Here is a 24,821-nt window from a genome sequence, read left to right as displayed (position 1 = left end):
CCTATGTGAACAGCTAAGCGCATTCCCTGAGTCAATAAAAACAATAATAATAAAAGGACTCAGGAAAAACATGAGCGATTTAACACCAGAACAAATCAAATCTCTCACTGACAGCGTAGAGGCATTACGCACAGAGACAGAGAACAACATTAATCAGAAAGATGCCGTAACTCAGGACAAGATCACCAAGATCGAAACCACAGTTTCAGAATTGCTTGCGGCTAAAAATGCCCCAAATGTCGCTGCTATTGAAGAAACAGCAGAAGCAGCAAAAGAAGCAATCGGCATTTGGTTCAAGCATGGCGATGCAGCTTTGGAACGTGGCGAAGGCCGCGATATGCTTATCAAAGCAACTGGCGACCAAATCTCACTTACCACTGCTGTTGAAGGCGGCAACGTCCTTCCAAAGATCTTTGGTGGATTGATTGATACCCAACTCCGTCAAGTCAGCCCATTGCGTCAATTGGCTCGCGTCATCAACTCAGGCTTGAACTACACTCAGCCATTGAAGACCGCCAAGGGCACTGCCGCTGTTAGAACTGAAATGGGCGCAATCCACAGTTCACCAGCACCACAGTTCAACACTATCACCTTCACTAACTTTGAAATCAACGCAGAAGAACAAGTTACCCACTGGGCACATGAAGGCGATGCAATCATCAACTTGGTTGACGTTGTTACTGCTGACATTATCGACTCTCTTGCAGAAGAGGAATCGGAGCAGTTCCTTCACGGCACTATCCAAAACCCACTTGCAACTGCTGTTGGCAGCGTAAGCACCGTTAAGAACGGCTTGCTCTCACAGACCAAATTGGTTGCTGATGTTAACGAACGCACTTCCGTTCTCGCATCATTGGCAGGCGCTGAAACTGCATTGGAAGCAGACTCAACCACTGGCACTTTTGGATTTGACGACTTTGCAAAGGTCCGTTCATTGCTTTCAGGCCGTTACACCAACGCACGTTGGATGTTCGGTAAGGACACTGAATTGGCTCTCATGACCGTCAAGGACTTGGAAGGCCGTTATATCTGGTCAATGGGTGACGTTACCCAAGGCCAACGCGGTTCCATCTTTGGTGACAGCTATGTCATCTCAGATTTCTTCCCAGCTTTCGCTACTGCTGGCGACGTTCCAGTTGCAGTATATGGCGACTTTAGCCGTGGTTTCGTTATCGCAGACGCAAGCCCAATCCGTTGGACCGTCGATAACCTCACCAACAAGGTATATGTGAAGTATCTCGCACGTCGCAGAACATCATCCTCAGTGGTTGATTTCGGTGCATTGCGTGGCCTTTACGTCAAAGCAGCCTCCTAATCTCAGGTAGCATCCAGATATGGGGCCGTTGGACTAACCAGCGGCCCTTTTCTGTTTCCTCATAAATACCAGAAAACAAGGGGAACCAGAGTGAATGAGCGTCGAAACCAGCGGTCCAAATCAGAATTCATACATCACCATCGCGGAAGCAAACGCCATTCTGCTCACGGTCCACGCCAGCTTTATGGAGGTGGGCACCCAGCTTGATCCGTTGAAGGACGAGGCATATTTGATTGAGGCTTGCCGCGATCTGGCCCAGCTTTTCGCTTGGGTAGGCCAGCCTACCAGCACAGAGCAGAACTTGGCATGGCCGCGCAGAGGCGTTCCAAAGCCAGGATATGTTACCCAGGGCGAACCGCAATGGAGCGTCCCAGGAACAGACTTAGATTTCCTCGCCTATAAGGTGAACTGGCTCAGCGGCAGCTCGTCCGTTCCATTGTTGGATGAGAATATCGTCCCACTGGAAATTAGGGAGGCGCAGGCTCTTATCGCTGTCCTCCGTAAACAGGGCTTGGACCTCATCACAGACACGCAGGGCGATAGCCAAGGGCTGAATCTGCCAGGCGGTTTGAAGGTCGCATATGTCAACGCAGTCCGCGAAAGCGCAGACATTCACAAGCGCACGGCGCAGTTTGGCGTGTTCGTTGGACAGTCAATCGTGGGGGCTTAATCATGTCCCTTCAAACGACGATCTACAAAACCATCAAGCGCCAAGGCCAACCAGCCACCGTGACATGGCAAGCCAGCACTGATTTATCCCTCAAAGCGCCTAAGCCGCATACGGTCAGCACCGTTGCCTATATCGCTACCAAAGACAGCGTGACAGCAGCAGGCGAACGCACTTCCCAGCAATATGCCTATTTGCCCATGTTGGAACGCTCAATCGTGGGCGCAATCATCACCATAAACGGGCGCAAACTGACCGTAACTGCCACTCAGGAATATGTTGCAGGCAAGCGGGGCCAGCTCATGCAGCGGGCGACTGTCGTATGAGCTTGAAAGGGATCGACGTTATCCTTCGTAAAGCGAGGGACATAAAGGCGGCTATGGAGCAAGACGCCTTCATGGGTGCTGCTCAGGATTGGGTGGACAATGACGTTGTGCCAGCAGCCAAAGCGATTGCCCCTGTAGATAGTGGCGAGTTTCGCGACGGCATCGGCGGCGAAGTTAACCCAAATCAAATTCGCATCTATGCCAGTGCACCACATTCCAGCTTTGTTGAGGACGGCACTAGCAAGATGCCTGCCCGTCCCACTTTGCGGCCAACAATCCAGAAGATGCGCCCCAAGCTGCTTGCTCGTGTCCGCGCCAAATTGAGGGAGATGCTATGACGCTAGAGGAATTAATCGACACTATCACTGACGCGATTGGCGGCGACACGCTGCTTAGATCGCTGGATATGCCCATTCATTTGGGTATCCCGCCTGCGGATCAGGCTGGCAATGCGCTTGTCCCATGCGTCACGTTGGACGGCCTTGTGTGCGTCGATGACAAGATTGGCACATGGACCGCCAACATTAATCTGTGGGCGGACGACCTCACATTGTCCTTCATCATGCTCAGTCAGCACTTCCTATCAGTGCTTGATGCAACTGGCGTGGTTCAAACCAGTGGTTTTCTCAACAGGCCAGAGCCAGAGAATGCCATCAATCGCTCACTCTATCCAGTAAGGTTCTACGTCAAAGGGTAATATAAGAGCCAATCAGAAACCTCCATAAATACCCTAAACAAGTATAATGGAGGATTCCAGAAATGGCCTTATTCAAAGGTAAATACCTAAAGTTATTCATTTTAACTGACGCCGCAGTAGCACCATATTCAGATGAAGATTACATCATGGTCGGCACAGAAAATGAAATTACTATCTCATTGAAATCAGACAATGAGACTTATAACACAAAAACCTATGGCAACATCGTTGATGCTGGCCCACGTCAAATGACGATCAAAGGCACAGCTGAAACTGTCGTTGAGAACGACGCAGGCCATGAAGCCCTTGTTAAAGCAGACGGCAAAACTGTCCGTTTCCAAGTGCGTGACGTGAGCGGACGCTTAGAAGCAAACATCACCGCTGCAAGCGATCCATTGGACAAAATCTACATTGATAGCGAATTCCTTGTTTCAGAAACTGAGGAAAAGGCATCTGCAACTGGCTTGGTTGAATACACATTCACCCTTGAAAGCTCAGGCATTATCCAACGCAATCGCCCAGCTAGAGCGTTCGTTCCAGCAACATAAGCTAAATAAGTGAGCATGAGGGCGGCACTGGTTTCCTCCTAGCCGCCCTCATTATCAACAAAGGAACGCTCACTTATGAATTTCAAAGACAGAATAGGGACTGGCATTTTTTCCCTAACAGACAAACACTCAGGCACTAGCTACACGATGAAGCTACAGGCCAATTTCATGAACTTGAAGAAATTTGAATCCATTACTGGCGTGGACAATCCCGTCACGTACCTTGCTCTCAATATGAACAGCGCAACCGCTCCTGTTGAGATTCTATATAATTTTATGGTGGATTTCTACGAAACTGAAAAGCCAAACGTGTCACTCGTTGAGCAGATGGACAGAGACAATATCATTGGATGGATGTCTAGCTGTGCAGATAACAAGGACGACATGGATGCACTTCAAAAGGCCGTCTACACAATCTCAGGCATGGATTATGAGAAGCTGTTAGCCGAAAAAGAGAAGCAAGCTAAAAAAAAGGGATCAACAAAAGCAGCATAACTTCACCAATTGACGCTGCTTATACCCACCTCATTGAGTGGGGTATCCAGCCAAGCGAAATATGGCAAATGACGTTGCCTGAATATCTCCTAATCGTGCTTTCAAAGATCGAGATAATGGACGCTGCTGAGAAAGAGCAAAGTGGAATTGTCGAATATGACAGCCTCGATGAATTAGACGCAGCCCTTAGCAGATACGATGACGATTTAGCGAAAGGGCGAACCTCCTAAGCCGTTCCATAAATACAATAAACACAGGAGCGTGGCTTATAGGTGGCTGATAAATTAGAATTCGAGATGGATGGCAATGCGTCAGGTGCCATCCAACAAATTACCCAATACATTTCCGCTCTTGAACGAGCGAACACCACTACCAGCGGCGCAACCAGCACGATCAGGAATGCGCTCAATTCCATCAACAGCGTATCCCTGCGTAACAAATTCCTTGGCGATCTGCCCACGGAATCACGCACTGCCACCACTGCATTACAAGGCACTCGTCAGGCGTTGCAGGGCGTTGCTGGCACTAGGGTTAGTGGCGATCCATTAGGCTCCCTTCCAGAAGATGCACGTCAGGCACAGACGGAAGTTGCCCGCTTGCGTCGGGAAATGCAGCAGCTTCAATCCTCGCGCATTGGCAACCTGTTTGGAGGCGTAAATCCAGCCCCATTGAACGGCGCTAGTGGTGCGCTTGCCCAGCTACGCGGCAACATTGCATCTACATCAGCCAGCATGATCCCGTTTAGCGGGCAGGTATCAGCGTTAGGCGCTGGCCTTGCTCCTGCTGCGATATTGGGCGTTGGCGCAGCTATCGTGGGCGTGGGCGCTGCTGCGATTGGTGCCGCTGCACAGGTTCAAACATACAAAGCGTCTTTGACCACTATCGTTGGCGATGCTGACAGGGCTGGAGTTGCGTTTCAGGCACTTGCTAGATTTGCACAAGAAACCCCTTTCTCATTGGACCAAGCAGTAGACGGCTTCGTTAAGCTGAAAGCACTTGGCCTAACTCCATCTGAGGCTGCTCTTACCAGCTACGGCAATACCGCTGCTGCTATGGGCAAAGACCTTAGCCAGATGATCGAAGCTGTAGCCGATGCTTCAACAGGCGAGTTTGAACGTCTCAAGGAGTTTGGTATCAAATCCAAACAGGAAGGTGACAAGGTAAAATTCACTTTCCAAGGTGTCACTACCACTGTTGGCAAAAACTCTGCTGAGATTGAAAAATACCTACAGGACATTGGTAACAACCAATTCGCGGGCGCTATGGCTCGCCAGACAGACACGATTGCAGGTGCATTCGCTGGGCTAAAAGATCAGATATTCCTCGCGTTCGCTGCCATTGGCGAAGGCAGCTTTGCAGATAGCATCACCACTATCATTGATGGGATGACCAGCGGCCTAGCTGCTGCAACGCCTCTCCTACAGGGCATTGGCGCTATCTTTGGCGGTTTGATTGATATTGCAGTGGAACTTGGATCAGGCATCGTGAGCATGTTTCAGGCGTTCTCAGGTGGTGAAGAATCCCTGTCGATCCTTGATGCCTTAGCGATCCAATGGAACCTCCTTGGCGAAACTGCATCAGTCGTCGCTTCCCTGATTGGTTCTGCATTCTCTGCCATAAACGGCGTCATCAAGAGCGTGGTGGATTTCGTAAGGGGGCTGTTTGGCGACCTGTTCGATTGGCTAGGCGTTTCCAGCAAACAATCCACCCAGACAATGCAACAGTCGTTCTTTGGCGTCCTTCGTGCCGTTAAATCTGTCGCACTGGACATTCCCAAGTTGTTCAAAGCCGCATTTGCCTCTGTCTCAGGCATCTTCCGCGAGATTGGCTCGCGCATTGCATCATTCCTGAGCGGCAATTTCAGTGCCTTTGACGGCGTTGGTGCTGCCCTCCAGGCACAGATGAACATTGCCAGCAACGCAATCAAAGAGACTGCGACGGAAGCAGCTAAAATCTACAAAGATGCACGGGCCAATCAGGCGGCAATGGACCGTATGACAGGACGCAATAAGGGCAAAGGAGCCAGCCTAGATTCAGTGGCTGGTGGCGCTGTTAAGCCAACTGGCAATAGCGGTTCAGGCGCAAGTGATGCGGCTTCCAAGAAACAGAAGGCAGCAGACGACGCTGCGAAAAAGGCCAAAAAAGAGGCAGCAGATGCAGCCAAGAAATATGATGATACGATCCGCGCCCTCAATGACAGCATCCTCCAACTAGGCGAAGCTGAGGAAGAGAAAGCCATTAGGGACGCATTAGTCCGTGCTGGCTTGCCCCGCGATATAGACCTCCACGACCAGAAGGCGGCAGCGATCGTCAAGCTGGTGAAGGCGCTCCAAGCTGGTCAGCAGGCCAAGGGAATGCGCGACGAGCTTACCGCGCTTGAACAAAAATACAGCGATATGCGGCTCACAGAGGAAGACCTGTTTGTCGTTGAGGCTCGCCGCCGTGCTGGTATCAAAGACGGGCAGGATGCAAACACTGCTGAGATTAAGGCGTTTGATGACAAGACCCGCGCCATTTACCGTCAGATTGAAGCCCTAAAGTCCGTTGATAAACTCAAGCAGTTAGACAAGAACATTGGCCAAGAGGAACAAGATACCAAGCTCCAGCTTCTTGAAAAGGTAAATCCTAATCAGGCACAGCAGCAACGCGACGTTGCTCAAGTTCAACAACGCGCTCAGGCATTGCGTGACGAAGCGAAAGCATCTGGTGCCTCTAATGAGGAAATCCAAAAGCGCATAGAGCGTATCAATGCGCTTGAGCAAGCCCAGCTTGATAATGTTAGCATCACAGCCCAACTTGACCAAGCGGATCAGCTACAGAGCATCCTAACTGACGTCTGGAATGATCCAGAAGCGGCTATGAAGTCGTTTTTCAGCAACTTCCTACAGAACATAGCCAAGGCAATCATCCAGTCGATCATATTGGGCGACAAGATGAAGGGCATGGGCGGTGGCGGAATTGGTGACATCCTCACAAATGCCTTCACTGGTGCCCTTGGCCTTGGCGGTGGAATTAGTGGCCGTGCTGGCGGTGGTTCAGTGAACAGAGGCACAGCCTACATGGTGGGTGAACGCGGGCGTGAGTTATTCGTCCCAAACAGCGCAGGCAGGATCATCAATAACCGCGATCTTGGCGGCATGGGCGGCGGCGGCGTTAGCGTGGGTGGCACGTCCATAAATATCTACGGCTCAGCAAACGACAACACAGCCCAGCAAATGAAAAGCCAGTTGGATGCTTACAAGCGTGATTTGCGTTCGGAGATTAGAAGGGAATTAGATAGGAGCAAGCGTATTGGATGACAGCACTACCACAACAAGGATATTTGATAACACCTATTGACTGGCAAGGTTCAGTTAAAAAGATCACTATGGAAACTGGATCGCTCAAAATGAGCGGGACAGTAGGAATACGACCTTGGACTGAAACAGCTACCTTAGTTTGGGTTCTCCCAAAGGCAGATGCCTTAGCCTTATTGAACACACTCAAAGCAGGATACTTCAACGAGGTTTACGAATACACTTGTAATTTCAGAGGCGATATTAAACTCCGTCCAACTGACACATTCGCCTTCCAAGAGCGTGAAGATGGAAGGAACTTGATGACATTCAGTATGGGGTTCGACGTAGTATGAACTTCCATAAATCCACCTTCAACCAGCTTGTAGAATTTTGGGAATTGGACCTGACTGCGTTTGGCGACACAGCATATCGCTTCGTCAACAGCAGCACATTTGATGGCCCTACTCCTGCTGAGGGATATGTCACATGGGATGGCGAGCAATGGACTCCCCTGCCCTTCGTCACCTCTGGTTGGGAACGAGGCGGCGAGAACCTTGTTCGTCCGTCCATCAGCTTACCAGACGTAAACGGCCTGCTCTATGTGACCCTGCGCCAATATGAGTTAGCCTCTGGCGCGCCAGTGACCCGCTATCAGGCGCTTTATGCGGACGTTGTTTCCAACAATCCATATGCTGCTTTTAGCGAGGAACGCTATCTGCTGAATTCTGTCTCAGGCAACGGGAGGCAGATTGATATGGAATTTGCCACGCACATAGATTTCCAAGTGGCGAAGATACCCAGCTTCAAAATGACGAGAGAACATTACCCAGGACTTGGCTCGCAGCTTCAACGCTAAGTCCGCTAAATATGTGATGAAGCACCTCATCACGGACACACAATGGGCAGAGATTAAGCCCGTTTTCCTCAAAGCCTATCCGCGTGAAGCGGTCGTTGCCATTTGGGATGACCGTTCATGGGAAGAGATTGAGAACATCGCCCAAGGCGTTGACGCCGCCTTTGAGTTCAAGCTGTCGCAGAAGGACGAAGCGAGGCTCCTAACACGCAAGCCGCGGCTGTTCCTCCATAGCCATCCAAACGGAAATCCTGAGCCAAGCGACAGGGATACAGAGACGCAGATTGCTACAGGGTGGAATTGCGGGATCGTCGCTGTCAGCGGCAACCCTGATACGCGCCCTGTCAGCGTCTATGACGCAGCTTACCCAGAGATATGGGGTCCAGATGCGTCTCAGGGCGAATTGCTTGGCAGATCGTTTCTTTGGGGCGTTCGTGACTGCTGGACGCTTTGCGCGGATTGGTATGCTGCCCACGGCATTAAGATAGATCCCATTCCCCGCGTGAGACAGCCAGGCGCACACCATCATCATGCGCGTGGGTTAGATCCTTTTTCATTCTGGCCGCCGCGCTTGGGGTTCAAACGCATCGAGCGTCATCAACGCAGACGGGGCGATTTGGCGCTGATGAATTGGCGCAGCCCAACCGTGAACCACTGCGCGATCTACCTTGGCCAAGGCACCTATCTCCACCAGCCAAATATGAAGCTGAGCGAAGAATGGGTGATGAAGGATGAGGAATTACTGCTGGAACGATGGGCAGTCAGCTTTTTCAGACACAAGGAGAAACTTATTGAATGCTAATTACTGTTCATCTTCACGGCGCATATAAGGATAAGATGCCTAAAGGGCACAAGCGACCAAAGACATTCTATGTTTCTCGCATCAAGGACATATTTGATTTCCTTGAGCAGTATTATCCAATCAAGCAGTTCATGGACACGATGCCCGCAATGGTGCGCGTTGGTCCAACTCTGGCTAACTCAGTCAGCTTAGACCGCCATCAGATAGCAGGATGGAAAGTCCCTGATGGAGCGACAATCCATATCGCACCATTTGTCAGTGGTCACGAGATAACCAGTGCAATGCTCTTAACGGCCATCGCCACCACGGCAGCCAGCATTGGCATCAGCTTGCTAATGTCCATCTTGTTTCCGCCGCCACAGACCAAGAACGATAAGCGAAAATCCGCCCTCTATGAGAACGGATTAAACACTAATGAGGAAGGCGTTGTTCTCCCATATGTGGCTGGCGACAATGTGCTTTGCGGCTTCAACGTCATTGAGACGAATGTTGATATTACCAACTCAGGCGGCGCGAACACCACTGGCAGCGGTTGGGCCGCTATCATCGAGCAGAAGACAGGTAATCAGGTTTTAGACCCGCTGGGCAAAGCTGATGCTGGCGGAACAGCCGTCTATGACCCAGGCGAAGGCGGTTACATCGCTGAGATTGTCCAAGGTGAAAAAGGTGGTGGCAAGACCATAGCCAACACCACCTTTTCAGATGCCACATTGCGCTTACTGGCAGCTTATGGCGCTGGCGAAACAGGCGGCATCGTTGGCAGCACTTGGGAGGAAAAAGAGAAAAATATCCTCATCAACGAAGTGCCGTTGCGCGACCGTGGATCAGGCCAGCGAAATTACAGAGGCATTAGCTGGACAGAGCGCCGTGGTATCCCAGGGCAAACCGCCTCCCCTATCACTCCAGGCATTACCACTGTCTTTGACTCCGCCGTTGAACTCAAGAAGCAGAACACAAGCGGCAGTCAGGTTTATATAACTAATGCGGTTACTAATAACAAAGTGAACCGCATTAAGATGCGTGTCAGATACAACGCTCTTGTAAAAACAAGCAAGAAGGGAAACCAAAGCACTACCTCAGTGGCCATTGGTGCCGAAACCAAACTGGCTAATGACAGCGTTTGGCATCCAGCAGGCACATGGAGCATCAACGAGAAAACCAGCGATCCTATTGACCGCGAATATGAGGTGATTGCTCCTGTTGGTGCTGCTGACGACGCAGCCCCTTGGATGTTCCGCATCTTCCGTATCACGGACGACAGCACAGACGACAAGCTACAGAATGATACTGCTTTCCGTGGCTGGGTTGAGGTTCAAGACCGCGAGTTGGCTTATGACGGCAGTGGTGGCGAAGTCCCTACGGCTCTCTTTGGCGCAGCGATCGACCTCGCGCAGTTTGATGCAAATTCCAGCCCTGAGATTGCCCTTATCGTCGCTGGCCAGAAAGTCCGCGTCCCTGACAACTATGACCCTGTAACCCGCACATATGCAGGCACATGGAACGGCGCTTTCAAATACGCCGTGACGAGCAATCCAGTCTGGCACTGGTATGAGCTGGCTACGAACGCGGCCATTGCCTGCGGCGTCCCTGAGAGTTTCTTCAACACCTTCTCGCTCTACCAATGCGCCCAATACTGCGACCAGAACGTCAATGGGCGTCCTCGCTTCACGCTCAACAAGCAATTCGTGGACGAACAGGAAGGATGGCAGGCGCTTAGAGAATTGGCACAGTCATTCCGCGCTTTCCCATATTTCGCTGGCCAGCAAATCATATTGGCGCAGGACCGTCCACAGACTGCCGTGGATCATTTCGTCAACAACGCCGTCATTCAAGGCGGTTTGTTCCGCTACAAAGGCACTCAGGTTCAAGAACGAGTCAATGAGACGTTCGTTGAATATGACAATATGGATGACTACGGCAGGAAAGGACTTGTCGTTTATCGTGATGACGAGTCTATAACCCGCAATCGTGCCCAAAACCTATCTAACAATGGTATCGTTTCCAGTAGAGTATATAAGGTTGGATGCAACAACCAACAGGAAGCATATGACTATGCTCGCATACTGACATTTATCAGTCAGAAAGAGCATGAGACAATCGAGTTTGATACCCAATTGGCTGCTGCTGCATATATCCCAGGGCAGCTTATTGAGGTTCACGATTGGAACCTGTCAGGCTTAGCGCCAACGGGCCGCGTTGAAGTCGTCACCCCTACCTTTGCGCGCATGGACAACGCCATCACTTTGAAGGCGAATACCAGCTATCAGGCCCGCATTTATGTAGGCGACAACGGCATGACCGTTCGCCCTGTCGTGGTCCAGAGCGTTGATACCCTCACCACAGACATTCCTTTCGATACGACCGATTTGGAACCAGATACCCCAATCAGCATCGTGGAAGTTGGCGCAACGGCCATCAAGCCGCGCGTTTTCCGCATAATCGACATCAAGGAAAACAGCCCAGCCAATTACACTGTAACGGCCCAGCTTCACATCGAAGGCAAATATGCGTGGCTGGATAACAACGTCCCTGTTCCAGATATTCCTTGGTCGCAGATTCCAACATTCATTCCAAAGCCAACAGGATTGAAGGCTCAAAACAACTCCTATGTGGACGAAATCACCGGCGCTCACCACGAAATCAGCCTCTCTTGGGATGCCGTTAATATCCTTCCAGTGGGCGAGAATCTTGGGCAGCAGCTACCTTTTAATGGCTATGTCGTGGAAGTTCTGCGTCCATATACCAGCGTTTGGGAACGCATCTACAACGGCAATGCCACAAGCTGCCTGCTTACCAATGCTGAGCAAGGAACACACACGTTCAGCGTCCGCGCAATAAATATCCTAAATAGGTCAGGTGAAGCAGCACTCTTAAAGCATGAGTTTTCATATGGAAGCAGTGGCTTGGAGGTGTTGCCACCTATATTCATAGGATTTGATTGATATAGTGGCGACAGTTGAATTTACAGGAAAAGACCTAACAGTCAGATTTGAAGAGGAACCAAGGAACGGACGCGAGTTTCAATATCGTATCAGATATGAATGCGCGAATGAAAGCGTGACCCATCATGTGCGAGCAGAAGGCAAAGAGCAATATACCAAGCCTGACGGTATGCGCGGCTACAAAGACGTTCTTACCTTTGAAGAGAACCTAAAGGCTGGGCTGACACGCTCCCCCAAAGTCTATCTTTCCACGATGGACGCGGGCGGTAAGTGGTCCACAGAAAAGCAAATTGACGCCTTAAACCCAGCGCCAGATGTTCCCCCAATGTCATATTATAACGGATATGACATGGTGGCGTTTCGCTTCACGAAGCCAGATGACACGGATTGGGCTGGCTTTTGCGTTTGGGCTGATACGCAAAATCCTGTTCGCAAGGATCAGATAACTTCCAAATATATAGGCCCAAACAATGAAGCTTCTCTAAGCCTACTGCCTGATACAGATTATTGGATCACCTACGCGGCTTATGATGCCTTTGGCACTGACCTTCTCAATGAAGCCACCATTCAAATCCACACACTAAGCGAAGAGAGCATTTTGCTTCCTACTCTCAATGAGCGTTTGGAAGCTATTGCCGCGTTACAGGTCAAAAGCAGCACAGCTTTCCTCAAGGTAGCCAGTGCATATTCCAACAACAATCATCGCGCCATTGAGGAACTAAAGACCTTTGTGGAGGAGGATGGCACTTTAGTATCATCCAAGCTGCTCGTTCTGGAAACCCGTGTTGGTGACGCTGAGAGCGTCTTACAGCTTGAACAGCAGACACGCGCTAACGCGGACGAGGCGCTTAGCCAGAGCATCTTGCTACAGGGCGCACGGCTTGGCGCGGCAGAGGCCGCTATCGTCAGCGAGTCCACAGCCAGGGCAACACAGGACACCGCGCTTGCTCAGCAGCTCACCCAGCTTGCGGCCCGCGTGGGCACCAATGAGGCTCAATACAGCATAGATATAACCAACCTTGTGAACAAAGATGCCGCGCTCAGCCAACGCATAGATTTGCAGGCTGCTCAGTGGAACGCGGACATAACTGCCGCATCGCAGAGCATTAGAACTGCATTTGCAAACGCGGACGGCGCGCTATCTCAGCGCATAGACACACTGACAGCGCAGGTAGGTGCAACCGGTTGGACTGCTGCTCTACAGACAGAACAGACAGCCAGAGCGAACGCAGACAGCGCACTTGGGCAGCGCATCGACACCATAACGGCTGGTTACAACGGCCAGTTCGTCACGATCCAGCAGACGATGACCGCGCAGGGAAACACGATCAGCGGATTGAGCGCGCAATATACCCTTCGCATTGACAACGCTGGGCGCGTCTCAGGCTTTGGCCTTGCAAGCGATCCATATGGCAACAGCGAGTTTGCCGTGAACGTGGACCGCTTTCTTATTGCTCATCCAGGCAGCGCAGAACGCATTTTTGAGGTTGTTTCAGGCCAAGTTAGAATGAGGCAGGCCATCGTTGATCGCATGAGAGTCAAAATGGCGCAAATCGACAACTTGTTCATAGGCACAAACCAGATTGCAGTTAATGCGGTCACAGTCACCCACTTCGCTCAACGCACATCACCTATGTATGGCAATGGGACATATTACGACGCATTAAGTTTCACAGTGAACGCCCCTTATGAGTGCGACCTTAATGTATGGGTTAGCGCATCACAGGGATTTCCTAATGGTGATAGAACTTGGAATGGTCGCCTCTTGATTGATGGTAGCCAGAAAGGCGCTGCTGGTGGCGCAAAAACCGCAGATACATTCTCACTGGCTGGCTATGCCCACGTTGGCGCAGGCAATCATACGATTTTGGTAAGATGGCAAGGATCAAGCAGCGTTACATTATCAGAATTGAAGGTGATGATATTGGAGACAAGGAGATGAGCATATACGCGATTGGCATACCAGGGCAGAAAATCAGATTTGCGATGGCCGCTCTTGATAAGCAACATGCGATCAGCCAGCTTCAAGCCAATGAGGTATATCTGGAAATTGACGAGTTTGTTGATGGAACCATATCTGAGGACGGAGCCACTTTCACTCCGCTCTTAGTCGATATGGAATTGGAGCAAGTTCTTATCCGCTCAGCCAGAACGGCTTTGCTGTCTGCATGTGATTGGACACAAACCATAGACGCGCAGCTTACCACTGAGCAGCAGCAGGCTTGGGCAACTTATCGTCAGGCACTTAGGGACATACCTGATGACCAGCCCAATGTCCTCTTTGACGATGTAGTCTGGCCAGAACCGCCTCAATAACGTCAAAACAGACGGCAAAAATAAATACTCCGTATAAAACGGAGAACACTACCGAATGGCTTGGTATAAGACTGGAACGATAAACCTCACCAACAACTCAGACATTGTTACTGGCAACGGAACTCAGTTCACAAATGCCATTAAACGAGGTGATGCCCTCAAGATCGGCAATTCCTTGTATGAGTTGGATGGCATGGTCAATTCCACGCAATTGAAACTCACCCAACCATATTCAGGCACGACCTCAACAAACACAGCTTATGCGATTGTTCCTACCCAATCCAACGTTCAGGAGTTGAACAACCAAGTCAGCGAATTGGTCGACATTGTAGGCGACCTTATTGAAAACGGCGGCGGGACAGGCGGTGGCTCTGGCGAGGACGGCGCTGATGGCAAATCAGCATATGAGATTGCCCTTGATAATGGCTTTGTAGGGACAGAAGCCCAATGGCTTGAAAGCCTCAAAGGCGAAGATGGCCAAGATGGCGTTGGCGGCGGCGGTCAGGGCGCAATCATCAATTTGAACGAGTATAGCGGCCAGCCAGCAGGCGGCAGCGGCATTAGCGTCATTGTTCCTGTCGCTGAGGGCGATCCGCCAATGAACCTGACGCAAACCGCTCAGGTCATCATTCCACACAATACGCCAGACGCAGGCATTGCGATTTGGGCGAAGTCCACAACGTCAGGAATTGCCGTCGTTATGGGCTTGGTGAATGCGCCAGAGCCTCAGCCAGGTGGAAGTGACGAAGAACTGGATTTGTCAGGCTCAAGCACCATTTATGGTCAGCCAGGGTCCATCTTCTCATTGGGCATTTACCTCGCTGGCAGCACATCGAATTTCACACTCGACGCGCCATCAGGTTTTCCACTCCGAATTGAGCGCCGCAACGAAATTACCGTGCCTGTCGCAAGTTCGTGGACAATCACCAGTGGAGGCTCACCGTGGGCCGTTTCTGGTGACGCAGTTAGCTCATCAAACGTCCTATACAAACGCGTCTACACAGGCACAGGCGGAGCATCATCTGACAACAGTGATATGATCGGCGGCCGTCTCAAGCTGATGAGACACATTTACCTTGCCTCTGATCCACTGGCTCTGTCCTTCAAAGTCTCAAACGACGATGGAACGTCTCAGACGCCAGCCAATATCAGGTTATCGTTCCGTGGCATCGTGAACGAAGAATATCCAATCATGGCGACATTGTATGACTACATGATTGGTGAATTCACACTGCGCCCACATTGGAGCGGCGATACGCTCTCCGTGACTATTGGGCGTGGTAGCTCACAAACAGAGATTATTAGTGATGACAATCCAGCCTTTGCAATCGGCCCAGGTATTCTAAAAACCTATGAAGCCGAATTCATTGACAATGTTGGTGGCGCTGGTGGCTCAATTCGCTTTTATGTCGATGGGGTTCAAATAGGTGCTGAAAAGCCGTGTGAGGTTAAGCTACGCATCACCCCAGCAATGACATTGGAATGCAACTCGTCGGGGAACAACACCTCCAACAGCGTAGATAATCTGGAAGTGGCCTCGCTTGGTGTGTCGTTTGGCAAGCCTGAGATTGAAAGCACTTACGATGTTGCTGTCAGCGGTGCGATCACGCCAGCCGATTTGGAAATGCTATGCGTCGATGCCAGCGGTTATTCAACTGCACAAGCGCCTGTCACTGTCAGCTACACAGCAGCAGGACAGCAGCCATATGACTTAGAAGTCATTGTAGGCGAAATGGTCATTCCTGCTGGCCGTGCCTACAAGGTCGTCCTTGAGGATTGGACTTCTGGATCAGGCGTTCCACACGCAAGCGAACTGATTATGACCCGCCCAGCGGCCCAAAACTGCCGCTTTCAAGATACAGCATTGTTCAGTTCACAGGCGTCATGGACAGAGGTTCTACCGCAAGGACCAGTGCCGAACATCAACGGCATAAACTACTATTGCGAAGGAATACGCATGGGCAACTATGTCCAGCTTCAGTTTGGATATGATTGGGACACAACCCAAATGCCAGCTAACCCGTTTGGCGATCCAACAGGCAAAGACAGCTACATGGTCCCGCACAAGTGGATGATCTACGATAGCACTGGCGCTTTGCTGGGTCGCGTTGAGCAGCCAAACGGTCAGCCATTGAACACATCGACCACGCCAGCAGCTTGGGGCGGTAGCCTTGATGGCCGTGGCGTTCCAATGCCAACGGCTAATAACAAGTGGTATCCAAAAGGGACCGTTCGCAGCGGCATTATCTGGCGTTCACATGAACCAGCAGAATACAGCCAGCAGGATATTTGGAACCGCGTTCCTACCTATGACGTCGCCGTTCCATTCGCTTCTCAGACTGGATATTCCGTCAACGGCGGCGACTTACGCACAGGCACAGGTGAGCAGCTAAACGGCTTCGCAAATTACCGTTGGATGCCGTGGGAAAGCAGCACCTACAATGACATGATTACTGCTGGGCAGAATACGCTCAACCCCTACAAAGTTGGTAGCGATCAGGCAGGAATAACGCCGAACGCAAGCGTCTGGCTCAAATACACGCCATTCAATCAAATGGGCCGATCACCAATCACAGGTCCAGGTGGTGTGCGTGATGATCGCCAAATTATGCCTGAGCCGGTTGCCCGCTATGCGCGTGACGTTACGGCAAAGCGCCCACACGATAATAGAGACATGAAGCAAATCGCGTTGGACTATCTAACTGGCTATGTCAGCGATCCTTTCCACTGCTTTGAAAATGGCCGTTTGACGCCGCTGTATAAGGGCAATGCTCGTCGCAACATTACCCTGCGAAACCACTACTACGGCGGTGGTGAAGCAGGCACACCACCAGAGAACGCATATTACATTCAAGGCGGTCGCCCATATGAATGGGTTACAGCCAACAATCCGCTCAGGGTCAGTGTTCCGTTCGCAGGAGTAACCTCTGACCGTCCTATTTTCGGCACCAATATGATTGATGCTGACCACGCTCACCAATACCCACATTGGGGTTCAATGCTCTGGCAGACGCCAGAATTTGCTTTCCTTGGACACAAGTTCATGGATCAAACAAGGCTCTATATTCCTTGGATTTTGAACAGCGGCTTTGGCGAAGCAGGCGAGTTTGCATCGCGTGGCGCAGCTTGGAAATATGCCCATGCAGCATTGGCGTGGAAAACGGCATCCAGCAATTCCAGCAGGCTCTATAGCCGTGCTGAGGTGCTTGATTGGGTCGTGTTCGACTTTGAGGGCTTCTATGACAATTTCTACGATTCAACACCGGGCTTTTTAAATCCACCAACCACAACAGCGGGTGGTGACGCGAACAATCGCATTTATGCCGCTGCTCAGTATTTTGGACCATGTTTGTCCAATGGGGATTACGGCGTCTATCAGCACGATTTCATGATTGGATACTGGCTATCCGCCCTCCACATGGGCGAAAAACTAGGCTTCAATGACGCACTTCGCGCAGCTTCACCAAAGGCTGCTGCGGTGGTGAATTGGATGATTACTTGTCACCAGAAGCGTCTCACAGGCAAGCTAAACGGCGGCATGTTGGTCAATGCAATTGAGATTGATTACAACACTCCGCTTTGGACAGAAGCCCAAATGTCCGCCGTTTCAGGGAACGTGTCGCAGTTACCGCACACATATGCTGCCATCGCGGCGGCACAGACCGTCAAAGCTACAAGCTGGGATACATGGTCAGGTGGTGGCCGTGATGGACAGGCAATGGATCAGATTTTAGCTGGGCCATCATTGCTGCTGGATATGGGCAGAACGGACCCTGCATTGGTTGAAGCGGAAACTAACGCACTCGCATATCGCCAGAGCAAAATTACCAGTGAGACAGCCAAGGGCGCTGAAACTGCTGGCAGTGGATGGTTTCAATTCCATCAAGCGACCAACAATCCGCCATATAAGATAACTTAAGGAGACTGCTTATAGTGTTACATTTGAGATATTATCCAGAGGAAGATGAAAACGGCATTGTCTTCCGCCAATTGCATGTAATCAAAGGAAACGACATTGACGGCAATCCCATCGACAGGACCGTCACAGACGCACATTTCAAGATTGCTGTTGATGGTAATGAGATTGTGGACCTTAGCTTAGGCAATGGCGTCTCTTGGAACGATACAACCAAGACGCTCACGTTGTCGCTTACCAATGGCGATCTAAGCGAAATCATCGTCTCGGCTGATGGCGAATATCAATATTACATAACAATAGAGACTGGCAGGATTATAACCCTGTTCTCAGGACGAACATTCATGGAGCGTAGCTTATAGATGCAAAACAAAGAAGTCACGATTATTGAGCAGTTAGACGACACTACCACGATCATTGAGATAAACGACCTTGGCGGCATTACCGTTGAAGGTACACAGGGGCCAGCAGGACAGGACGGCGCAGACGGGCAGAACGGCTCTGATGGACAGTCAGCCTATGACATTGCTGTTGAGAATGGATTTGTGGGCACTGAGGCAGTTTGGCTTGCTTCCTTGAAGGGCGAAACTGGCGAGCAAGGACCGCAAGGCACACAGGGCCAGACAGGACAGCCAGGCGCACAAGGCCCAACAGGCATTGGCATCCCATTTGGGGGCGAAGAAGGACAGGTTCTTCGCAAGGTCGATAACGTCAATTTCAACACTGAATGGATGACGCTTCCAGAGCCACAGCCCCATTACTCATTGATTGATGGATTTGATGCTGCTGGCGATCCTGCTGGCATGGGCGTTGATCGCGTTGCCTTCTCAGATGACTTCATTGTCGCCTACAATGCTCCCATTGACGATGACTCCGTTGCGACAGTGACCCTTCGCAATCCAAATGGCGGTGGTGGTGGCGGATCAGGCGAGAACGGAAAATCCGCATATGAGATTGCCGTTGATAATGGCTTTGCGGGTGATGAGGCTGCTTGGCTGGCCAGTTTACATGGCGAGGACGGCCAAGATGGTGCTGATGGCGCACAAGGCGCGAAGGGCGACAAGGGAGACACTGGCGACGCTGGTGCAGCAGGCTCCAACGGCCAAGGCGTTCCAACAGGCGGGACGACTGGACAGGTTCTAATCAAAGTTGATGGGACTGATTTCAATACCGCTTGGCAAACACCATCAGGTGGCGGTGGCTCCAGCCAACCTTGGTATTTCAATCCGCCATTGGCGAGCCAGTTCACGCTACTGAGCGGTGACGCAACCAACCTCACAATTGCTGATGATACTGACGTTGGTTTGATGGTAAACTCAGGCCCAAACACGACCGCCGGTGATATTAGTCGTATCGCCTACAGGACATTGAGCAACAAGGCACTTGATTGGGACTTAGTTGTTCACGCGCCTATATTGATGAATGACGCAAACTATACAAAAGCAGGTTTTATCCTGATGGATAGCGTCAGCGGAAAGCTAATTATATGCGGGCAAAACAATGAATATGCTCCGTTTGGAGTAATTTTCTTTAATAGCTTGACCAGTTATGGCGGTGGCCTCGATATGCAGGCTTTCAGAAGTCAGCCAACTTTCTATCGAGCATCATCCGTTGGCTCAACGCTAACGTTCTATGTCAGCCATGATGGCAAAAACTGGCTCCAAGTAGGCTCAACAGGCGTAACGGACTTTTTGGACAACAGAGCCGACAGAATTGGCTTTGGGTATAACATCAATAATAGCGGCACACTTCAATCCATCATGACGATTGATTGCTTCAACCTCACTGGTCCAGCGGTATAAATGTCATAGGTTTCAGTGGTTTCTCTTAAATAATGGAAATAGGAGGACCATTGAAGCATGACCACAGAACTAACGACAACGACAGGAACACACGTTCCGCCAACTGTGGTTATGCCCACCCCTTACGATACCGCCCTCAGCTTTATGCCCGTCCTTCTTTTCATTGGCGCTCTGTTCGCCATCATCAAAGGCTATAGCTGGTGGCGCGACCGCACCAAAAAGGAAGCTGCTGACACTGAAAAGCTGGTTGGCCGTGTTGAGGATTTGGAAGGAAAGGCGAAAGCCATGCAGGCGGCAAAATCCACATTGGACGATCACGAACGCAGGCTAACGGTGCTGGAAACCAATCACAGTCATATCAGCGAGTCATTGGGTGAACTGAAAAACAGCAATAAAACGATCATGGATAATTTGATGGACATACGGGACCGTTTGCCACGTAAAGAAGGTTAAACTTCCCTGATTTGATAGCGAACACGGCCTAAGAATGTCTGCTTGGGGTAGCCTTCCAGAGCGGGATTTATAGCCGCTTCGCTATCTCCAATCCCCTCAAGATCGAGGAAACCCATTTTACACAGCCAGCATAACTCCTGTCCAATCTGCTTCCACTCTGGACGGTCAATCATATCGTCAAGGTCCACGTCTTTATCTCTGAAACGGCGGTATATGGCGCGCAGACGGCGCAGTCCCATGCCATTCAGGAACCCGCTGCCGTCCAGGTCCAATATGGCCTGTTCCACTATCTCAGGCGTGGATTTGAGTTGGCGGGCAAAATAAGCAAGCTGGCGATCGTTCTTGATGCCTTGGTTGAAGCCTGAGCGCAGATACAAATCTATCAGGTCATGCGGTGGGAATGAGGGGACTGTTTTCATTCCGTATTTATTGGGATGCGCGCTCTGGCAGCGTTCTACCTCACTATCTGGTAGGCAGTCGTCCAATGGCTGCGCGAGAAAGCTAAAATCGAGATATGGCCGCTCTTTTGATAACCTGCTGTGTCGCTACGAGTATCATACCAACTGAAATCGTATGACGCTATGTGGCCCTCATTGACCCCAACAAACATCTCGTTGGATGCAGTGCGTCTAATCGCCGATAGTTCATAATGCTCAAAGGAATCGAGTATAGCTTCCCAATTTTCATTTTCGTGGTCTGCCATCAGCTTGCATTCGTGGCAGACTGTAGAAATCGCCTTTATAAGCGCGGTAGCACGTTTGCCTTGAACTACGCCATTGAACTCGTCCTTTAGTTCATCCATTAACCCAAGCAGCGACATTATGCCACCAGCCCTTCAACGAAGCCCTTGATGTCTGGGTGAGCGCTTTTCCTCTTTGTCCAGTTATCCGTGCCAGCAAGAGCTGTTATTGGGCGAGCGGACTGAACGAATGTCACTGATTTTTTGGCTGGGTTGCTGCGTGGGGTAGCCTTGACCACGATACAGTCATTGTTGCTGGGCGTTTTCTTGCCCTTTGGGTCTTTCTCGCCGTGGACAATGCCAAGCTGAATGTCACAGTCGTCCATGCCGTCCAGCGCAATCTGGAGGGACCGCCATAGGCTGTCTGGTGCGCCTGCCTTTTCCAGCTTCTTCTTAGCCTCAAGAGGCGCATGGAAAACGACATGCTCCTTGCTGCCATCCTTGTAATCGAGGTTGCCAGAGCCAAAGCCTGAACCTTCCCAAATGCTGACAGTCACTTGCTGATTACGATCTAAGGGCTTCTGAGCAGCATCCTTCGGCGCTGGGCCTGTTGGTGTGCTTGCTGGCTGAGCATTGCCTTCCAAGCGATCTACGGCGGCATGTGCTACAGCTTCCAAGCTGCCATAGTGCCCCAAAAGCGCCTGCCAGTGATCCTCAGCGGTCAGCGGTTGGACAGGTTTAGGGGCAGCGGCAACGCCCTGCTTCTTCCATTTCCAAGCGGTCGTGCGGCCTATTTTGACAATCTGTGCTGGGATTGAGACGCCAAGGTGAATGTCGATATTGCGGATCAACCCAGCAGATTGCTTCTCTGTGAGACTGCCTTTGTCCAGCAATGTATCAATGTAGGATTGGATATAGCGGATAGTCTTAGCATCGCTGCTCAGCTTTGAATCTTGTTTGTCTATAATTTTACGGGCGAGACTGACCCAATTAATTTGCTTAGTCACTTATACAGTTTTCCCTTCGTTGATTTTATGAGATACGTTTCCAGTCGTATCTTTGCCCGTTTCCATCCTTTCGCGCTATGGGCAGCAATTCAACGAAAGGAATCTGGAAATTCGGGACAATTGCTGCCCACATTCTATTTATATTTTACTGCTAAAATGTAGCATATTTCGCAGTCCAAGTCGATATTTACGCGCCGCCATTCATTTAGATACTCGCCTGGGCGAAGCCTAATGTCTTAATGTGCTTCCAGACTGCGAAGCCGAAAATGGAGCGAGTTTTAAGCGAGCGTAATGAAGGCGAGTTTTCAACGAGCATGATAATGTTAATTGACTCCCATGATTTTCTCGACGTATTTTATGAGCGCCGCTGGCGCTTAAATGGAGAGCGAAGCGACGAAGAATAATGCGCTTCATGATATTTTATTTTATATTATTTTACATTATAGAGGCTGAGAAACCGCTGATTTCTGCGAGTTTGAAGGGCATTTTTGTTTAACTGATGTTTGACCGACGTTTGACTTATGTTTAACTCGTGTTTGACTTATGTTTGACCGATGTTTGCGTTCACGAAATTCCTACTTCTCGCAAAAATCTGGAAAAATCGTAAAATCGCAGAAATCGCCCGCGAAAAACCCCCGTATTCTGGGGGTTTCAAAGCCCTGTAAATCGCTGATTTCAGCAGTCAGCTATAGGTATAGCTGAATGGTCGCATTTAGCAGAAAACGCGGATTTTTCACCGAAATACTAAATAGTATTGAAGGCTGTGACCATAGTTTTCAAAGAGTAGTCATAATTGATACAGTTTGTTTATGTTCAGGAACCCCTTTAGCGAAAGCTGGAGGGGTTTTTGTTTGCCAATAAATATCTGCATGTTCCAGGCAATCAAAGATAGGATTAAGAAGGTTATCAGCGCATTCAGGCCGCTGACTGACAATGACGGCATGGCTACGGGCATCATGCGTTGGCCAAGGCCCACAGCGTTTTTCCTGCTGGTGATCCTCTTTGTCGTGGGCTGGTTCAATCCAACCACACTGCTGGCCTACGCAAGCGCCCTCGCCGCTTTCCCACAGGATTTTTGGAACGTGGTGTTCATCATCCTTGGCAGCATCGCAGGCAGCAAAGGACTGGCTGACATAGGGAAGCTAATCAAGCGATGAAAAAGAGACGGCTCATATTCCGCATCGTTGAGGATCATCAGCACTTCGACAAGATAATGAAGCTGCTGGATGATCCATATCCAACGCCATTCATATGCGAGTTGGAGCAGCAGATAATGGACGATCTATACACGAAAGGGGCTAAGAAGCCCTGAAAGGGTAGAAGTCAATAAATATCCTTGAAGCGTGACGCTTTGTTACGTTTGTTTATGAGGATTTTTATATGACACTCCATCTAACTGGCTTCAAAGCCTCCACCGAAATCAAACCGTCCAGAGATTTAGAGATTGAAATAGGTGATATTAAAGACACCTTCCAAGCCATCTGTGACCTTATACCGCAGGATAAGACCGTTCCAACATACTGGTCATTGAACAGCTACGACCCAGCAGGAAAACACAATAAGCAAGGCGTGAGGAAACTCACGGGCATCATTTTAGAATATGAGTTGCGCTATGCCAAAGACCTTGTGGCGGCGCTCAACGACATGCCTTGGCATTATCTGCTTGTGGAAACAGAGCGCAGAAGCGGGCCAGGCATCAGCCTATTTTTCCCACTTGCGTTCGAGCCAGACGTAGGCCGCTATATGCGTATCGCTGGCGTCCTTGCCTATCAGCTTGGCGTCTATGGTCTGAGCCACGGCAGCGGCACACCAACATTCCTCGTCAAGCTGGCTGGCGGACAGCAGATAGCAGAGCATCCAGGCCCAGCCATCAGCATGAGTTTCATCAAAGAGACTGAGGACATTGGCGAAGCGTCAAAGACGGCGCTTGATGACTTCCAAGGGCCAAAGCCGCTCGTCATTAACCCAAGCGCGGTGAAAATCGCGCCCCCGCCGCTACAGGGTAAGGAGCAGCAGATTGCAGCCCATTACCGCGCATTGGCAGACCTCTTCGACCCTGACTAAGCAGCCAAAGAAATACCCGCCCCAGATACGACTGAGGCGGGCTTTTTTGTGAGTGTTAGGCTTTGAGGCTTCCAGCCGCCCTTGCTTCTGCCGCATAGGCTGAGAGCGTCTTATCAGGCTGGAAATACAAGTCCTGTTCCAGACGGAAAACTCCACCAATGCGGGCGGCTGCTAACTCGTCCATCGAGACATATCCCATCTCAGGGCATCCAAACCCCAAGTCAGTAATGCCAAAGGCTAAGCCGTCCTCGTCGCACTCAGTTAGGAGGATCGTGATAGCCCCACCAAACAGCTTCACGACAGGCTCAAAATCCCGCTCTCCTGCCGTTCCTTTCAACGGCTGCTGCTCTTTCCAGTTATCATGCAGCTTGAGAACGTCAGCAGCGCGTATCATATTTTTCCAGTCCATCTGTTGGCTCCTTTGTTTGTGCCAACAGACTCACTTAAAGCTATCTTTCTTGATTGCGATAGAAAAAGGCATTGAAGGTATCGACTTCAAGACTCGTTAGTTCAGAATGACATTCTAACTTAAAGGAGAATGTTATGTTTAAGCCGTGGGAGAAGTTAATTTTAATTGCAGGTGCTTTGTGCGTTGTAGGGCAGTTTGCGTTTACGTCTGAAAGTGAGATTTATCCGAAAGAGGCAACATATTTTACCTCTA

The 24,821-nt window shown here is 50.4% G+C and carries 24 protein-coding genes; 20 read left to right on the top strand and 4 right to left on the bottom strand.

All coding sequences use genetic code 11. The annotated features are described in order from the left end of the window. The first annotated feature begins 70 nt into the window (after window positions 1-70). From ACWNC0_RS11295 to ACWNC0_RS11210, 18 genes are all read left to right on the top strand, one after another. On the top strand, window positions 71-1,315 hold the full coding sequence (locus ACWNC0_RS11295; RefSeq protein WP_449471658.1) for a phage major capsid protein: 1,245 nt from the start codon (window positions 71-73) through the stop codon (window positions 1,313-1,315). Window positions 1,316-1,409: 94 nt separating this feature from the next. Beyond that, window positions 1,410-1,985 carry a DnaT-like ssDNA-binding protein gene (locus ACWNC0_RS11290; protein ID WP_449471657.1) on the top strand — a complete coding sequence of 192 codons (576 nt, stop codon included), beginning with the start codon at window positions 1,410-1,412 and terminating at the stop codon, window positions 1,983-1,985. Window positions 1,986-1,987: 2 nt separating this feature from the next. Next, window positions 1,988-2,308: a hypothetical protein gene (locus tag ACWNC0_RS11285; RefSeq protein ID WP_449471655.1), complete on the top strand. Its 321-nt coding sequence runs from the start codon at window positions 1,988-1,990 to the stop codon at window positions 2,306-2,308. Beyond that, window positions 2,305-2,646 carry an HK97-gp10 family putative phage morphogenesis protein gene (locus ACWNC0_RS11280; protein ID WP_449471654.1) on the top strand — a complete coding sequence of 114 codons (342 nt, stop codon included), beginning with the start codon at window positions 2,305-2,307 and terminating at the stop codon, window positions 2,644-2,646. The genes ACWNC0_RS11285 and ACWNC0_RS11280 overlap by 4 nt, the downstream gene beginning before the upstream one ends. Further along, complete coding sequence (locus tag ACWNC0_RS11275; RefSeq protein WP_449471652.1) at window positions 2,643-3,005, top strand: hypothetical protein; 363 nt, start codon at window positions 2,643-2,645, stop codon at window positions 3,003-3,005. Before ACWNC0_RS11280 ends, ACWNC0_RS11275 begins: the two co-directional genes overlap by 4 nt. 62 nt (window positions 3,006-3,067) lie before the next feature. Next, complete coding sequence (locus tag ACWNC0_RS11270) at window positions 3,068-3,553, top strand: hypothetical protein (RefSeq protein WP_449471650.1); 486 nt, start codon at window positions 3,068-3,070, stop codon at window positions 3,551-3,553. Window positions 3,554-3,628: 75 nt separating this feature from the next. Continuing rightward, window positions 3,629-4,048, top strand: coding sequence for a hypothetical protein (locus tag ACWNC0_RS11265; RefSeq protein WP_449471648.1), 420 nt, complete (start codon window positions 3,629-3,631; stop codon window positions 4,046-4,048). 272 nt (window positions 4,049-4,320) lie between these two features. After that, entirely contained in the window at window positions 4,321-7,347 is a 3,027-nt protein-coding gene (locus tag ACWNC0_RS11260) for a tape measure protein (protein WP_449471647.1), read from the top strand. Next, a complete protein-coding gene (locus ACWNC0_RS11255; protein WP_449471646.1) occupies window positions 7,344-7,679 on the top strand; it encodes a hypothetical protein in 336 nt (111 codons plus the stop codon). The genes ACWNC0_RS11260 and ACWNC0_RS11255 overlap by 4 nt, the downstream gene beginning before the upstream one ends. Continuing rightward, complete coding sequence (locus ACWNC0_RS11250; protein ID WP_449471645.1) at window positions 7,676-8,182, top strand: hypothetical protein; 507 nt, start codon at window positions 7,676-7,678, stop codon at window positions 8,180-8,182. Before ACWNC0_RS11255 ends, ACWNC0_RS11250 begins: the two co-directional genes overlap by 4 nt. Next, the gene (locus tag ACWNC0_RS11245; RefSeq protein WP_449471643.1) at window positions 8,160-8,981 is read left to right on the top strand and encodes an NlpC/P60 family protein; all 822 of its coding nucleotides are present in this window, start codon (window positions 8,160-8,162) and stop codon (window positions 8,979-8,981) included. The genes ACWNC0_RS11250 and ACWNC0_RS11245 overlap by 23 nt, the downstream gene beginning before the upstream one ends. Beyond that, window positions 8,975-11,923, top strand: coding sequence for a TipJ family phage tail tip protein (gene gpJ, locus ACWNC0_RS11240; RefSeq protein ID WP_449471641.1), 2,949 nt, complete (start codon window positions 8,975-8,977; stop codon window positions 11,921-11,923). Before ACWNC0_RS11245 ends, gpJ begins: the two co-directional genes overlap by 7 nt. A gap of 4 nt (window positions 11,924-11,927) precedes the next feature. Continuing rightward, entirely contained in the window at window positions 11,928-13,865 is a 1,938-nt protein-coding gene (locus ACWNC0_RS11235; protein ID WP_449471640.1) for a phage tail tip fiber protein, read from the top strand. Then, window positions 13,862-14,239, top strand: coding sequence for a tail fiber assembly protein (locus tag ACWNC0_RS11230; protein WP_449471638.1), 378 nt, complete (start codon window positions 13,862-13,864; stop codon window positions 14,237-14,239). Before ACWNC0_RS11235 ends, ACWNC0_RS11230 begins: the two co-directional genes overlap by 4 nt. A gap of 55 nt (window positions 14,240-14,294) precedes the next feature. Further along, complete coding sequence (locus ACWNC0_RS11225; protein ID WP_449471636.1) at window positions 14,295-18,158, top strand: hypothetical protein; 3,864 nt, start codon at window positions 14,295-14,297, stop codon at window positions 18,156-18,158. A gap of 14 nt (window positions 18,159-18,172) precedes the next feature. Further along, window positions 18,173-18,517 (top strand): hypothetical protein, encoded by a 345-nt coding sequence (locus ACWNC0_RS11220; protein ID WP_449471635.1) that lies wholly within the window; start codon window positions 18,173-18,175, stop codon window positions 18,515-18,517. Further along, window positions 18,518-19,957, top strand: a complete 1,440-nt coding sequence (locus ACWNC0_RS11215; protein WP_449471633.1) for a hypothetical protein — start codon at window positions 18,518-18,520, stop codon at window positions 19,955-19,957. A gap of 57 nt (window positions 19,958-20,014) precedes the next feature. Further along, window positions 20,015-20,410 (top strand): hypothetical protein, encoded by a 396-nt coding sequence (locus ACWNC0_RS11210; RefSeq protein ID WP_449471631.1) that lies wholly within the window; start codon window positions 20,015-20,017, stop codon window positions 20,408-20,410. On the opposite strand, the gene ACWNC0_RS11205 is transcribed toward ACWNC0_RS11210, so the two are convergent. The 3 genes from ACWNC0_RS11205 to ACWNC0_RS11195 are packed head-to-tail and all read right to left on the bottom strand — an operon-like array spanning window position 20,407 to window position 22,096. Then, on the bottom strand, window positions 20,407-20,829 hold the full coding sequence (locus tag ACWNC0_RS11205) for a hypothetical protein (protein ID WP_449471630.1): 423 nt from the start codon (window positions 20,827-20,829) through the stop codon (window positions 20,407-20,409). The two genes, ACWNC0_RS11210 and ACWNC0_RS11205, sit on opposite strands and share 4 nt — an antisense overlap. 35 nt (window positions 20,830-20,864) lie before the next feature. Continuing rightward, window positions 20,865-21,230: a hypothetical protein gene (locus tag ACWNC0_RS11200; protein ID WP_449471628.1), complete on the bottom strand. Its 366-nt coding sequence runs from the start codon at window positions 21,228-21,230 to the stop codon at window positions 20,865-20,867. Then, window positions 21,230-22,096, bottom strand: coding sequence for a hypothetical protein (locus tag ACWNC0_RS11195; RefSeq protein WP_449471626.1), 867 nt, complete (start codon window positions 22,094-22,096; stop codon window positions 21,230-21,232). Before ACWNC0_RS11195 ends, ACWNC0_RS11200 begins: the two co-directional genes overlap by 1 nt. An 869-nt stretch (window positions 22,097-22,965) precedes the next feature. Between ACWNC0_RS11195 and ACWNC0_RS11190 the strand changes: the two genes are divergently transcribed. Beyond that, on the top strand, window positions 22,966-23,253 hold the full coding sequence (locus ACWNC0_RS11190; protein WP_449471624.1) for a hypothetical protein: 288 nt from the start codon (window positions 22,966-22,968) through the stop codon (window positions 23,251-23,253). 223 nt (window positions 23,254-23,476) lie between these two features. After that, the gene (locus ACWNC0_RS11185) at window positions 23,477-24,160 is read left to right on the top strand and encodes a hypothetical protein (protein ID WP_449471622.1); all 684 of its coding nucleotides are present in this window, start codon (window positions 23,477-23,479) and stop codon (window positions 24,158-24,160) included. A gap of 55 nt (window positions 24,161-24,215) precedes the next feature. On the opposite strand, the gene ACWNC0_RS11180 is transcribed toward ACWNC0_RS11185, so the two are convergent. Then, window positions 24,216-24,569, bottom strand: a complete 354-nt coding sequence (locus ACWNC0_RS11180; protein ID WP_449471621.1) for a DUF2958 domain-containing protein — start codon at window positions 24,567-24,569, stop codon at window positions 24,216-24,218. Window positions 24,570-24,821: the final 252 nt, after the last annotated feature.

This window comes from Sphingobium chungangianum, assembly GCF_977014255.1.
Note: the sequence above shows the minus strand (reverse complement) of the source record. Positions and strands in the feature narration are given on the sequence as shown.